Source organism: Microbacterium sp. Leaf351 (assembly GCF_001423825.1).
In the GTDB taxonomy this organism is placed as follows: domain Bacteria; phylum Actinomycetota; class Actinomycetes; order Actinomycetales; family Microbacteriaceae; genus Microbacterium; species Microbacterium ginsengisoli.
Genome location: NZ_LMPK01000003.1, coordinates 40,570 through 42,644 on the forward strand (window position 1 = coordinate 40,570; position 2,075 = coordinate 42,644).

The 2,075-nt window shown below is 75.1% G+C and carries 3 protein-coding genes; all 3 read right to left on the bottom strand.

Annotation, left to right across the window (positions count from 1 at the left end; all coding sequences use genetic code 11):
• Positions 1-269: FAD-dependent oxidoreductase (locus ASG00_RS15075; RefSeq protein WP_056206379.1), on the bottom strand; the 269-nt coding region annotated here is incomplete at its 3' end.
• A complete protein-coding gene (locus ASG00_RS01680) occupies positions 266-1,120 on the bottom strand; it encodes a sugar phosphate isomerase/epimerase family protein (RefSeq protein ID WP_056206381.1) in 855 nt (284 codons plus the stop codon). The genes ASG00_RS15075 and ASG00_RS01680, both read right to left, overlap by 4 nt.
• On the bottom strand, positions 1,117-2,075 hold a 959-nt coding region (locus ASG00_RS16350), incomplete at its 5' end, for an FAD-binding protein (RefSeq protein WP_235559054.1). The genes ASG00_RS01680 and ASG00_RS16350, both read right to left, overlap by 4 nt.

The following is a 2,075-nucleotide window of genomic DNA, read 5'->3' on the forward strand; positions in this document are numbered from 1 at the left end:
CGGGGGGCCTTGTCGCCGACGAGCGTGTCGAGGTAGCGGCTCGCCGCCTCGCGCTCACCGGTGAGGCCGAGGGCGCGCTGATGGCGGTGGTCGGGCATCCAGCAGGTGCCCGCCGAGTACGCCGTGGTGCCGCCGAGGAACTCGGTGCGTTCGGCGACGAGCACGTCGAGGCCGTGGTCGGCGCCGGTCAGCGCGGCGGCGAGGCCGCCCGCTCCCGCGCCGACGACCAGCAGATCGACGGTCTCGTCCCAGGTGTCGGTGGTGCTCATCGGGTGATCTCGCTCTCGTGTCGGGGGTCGGATGCCGCGGCGCGCGCGTCGGCGCGTGCGAGCAGTTCGCGCAGGGCCCGCGCGTTGAGCACGGCCCATTCGCGGGGGGTGAGCTGCGCCTGCAGTGCCGCGTCGGGCACCTCCACGCTCAGCGGGATGTGCGCGGGCAGCGCCGCGATGAGCCGGTCGAGGGGGAAGTCGCCCTGACCGATGACGCGGCGGGCGCGGCGGGCCTCGGTGAGACGGTCCTCGACGGTCGGCCCCGGCGGGAGGGCGGCCCCGTCGCACAGCTGGGCGACCGGCAGCAGCGACGGCTCGAGCGCGGCGACGTCGTCGACGCTGCTCGGACCCCGCTGCAGGTGCAGGGGGTCGATGAGCACGGCGGCGCCGGTCGCGCGGGCGAGGGCCGCGGCATCCGGGATCGACGACAGCGGCTGGTAGCTGATCGGCTCGATCAGGGGGCGGATGCCGTGGGCCGCGGCATCCGCCGTCAGACGCGCGAGCGTGTCGGTGAGGCGTCCGCGATCGGGGTCCGCGCCGGCGACGGTGAGGCCGGTGGCGCCGAGGGCGGCCCCCGATTCGAGCACGGGCAGCCAGTCATCGGCGGTCACCTCGGCCGTCAGCGGCAGGAACTCGATGTCCTCGACGACGAGACCGGTGTCCGCGAGGCGCAGGCGGGTCTCGGCGAGCATCGGCGAGCGGGCGTCCATCGGGTAGGCGCGTTCGTTCGCCGTGACGGCCTTCACCCGCAGTCCGACGAAGTCGAAGCCGGCCTGCGCCGCGGTCGCGACGACCTCGGGAGGGGTGAGGTTCAGCAGCGTCAGATGGGCGACGCCGAGCCGCCGGGTCATCGGGTCGCCTCGACCTCGGCGCGCGCGAGCTCGCGGCCCGCGAGGAACCCGAACGTGAGCGCGGGGCCGATGTTGACGCCGCCGGCGGGATAGTGGCCGCCCATGACGTTCGCCTGGTCGGCGCCGACGGCGTAGAGCCCGGCGATCGGGTGCCGAGCGTCGTCGAGCACCCGCGAGCGCGCGTCGGTGTCGAGGCCGGCGAACGTGCCGAAGGATCCCGGCAGGATGCGCACGGCGTAGAACGGGCCGCGTTCGAGCGGCGCGAGGGACGGGTTCGGATGACTCGACGGGTCGCCGCCGTAGCGGTTGAAGGGGGTGCTGCCGCGGCCGAACTCGGGGTCGACGCCCGCTCGCGCCGCGGTGTTGAAGCGCTGCACGGTGTCGATGAGGCCCTGTTCGTCGATGCCGCAGCGGCGGGCGAGCTCGCCGAGGGTGCGGGCCTTGGTGAGGTAGCCGCTGCGCACGTAGGGGAACAGCGGCACGGGCCGAGGCTTCGCCATGCCCAGCGGGAAGCGGCGCACGAACCGTGCGTCGGCGATCTGCCAGGCCTGCACCGGCTCGCCCTCGGGTGCCGCCTCGAACAGGGCGGTCACGTAGTCGTAGTAGCCGTTCGCCTCGTTGACGAAGCGACGCCCGGTGCTCACGACGCCGATCGAGCCGGGCTTCGCGCGGTCCATGATGTGCGGGAAGGTGCCGACCCGGCCGTTGCGGTAGGGCACGAGGGAGACGGGGCACCAGGCGCCCGCCGAGGCCCCGGTGCGCACGTGGCCGCCGGCGCTCTCGCCCAGGCGGATGCCGGTGCCGTCGGCGGTGGCGGGGGCGAGGGTCCAGTGGTCGCGGCCGCCCGGCGTGCGGGGGAACAGTTCGCCGCGACGGGGGATGTCCCGGGGGAACCCGCCGGCGGCGAGCACCACGCCGTGCCGCGCGGTGACGTGCAGCGGGCCGTCGGGAGAGG

Bases quoted from the DNA above. Each gene is read 5' to 3' on its own strand.
- ASG00_RS01680 (WP_056206381.1), bottom strand. From the start codon at position 1,120: ATGACCCGGCGGCTCGGCGTCGCCCATCTGACGCTGCTGAACCTCACC.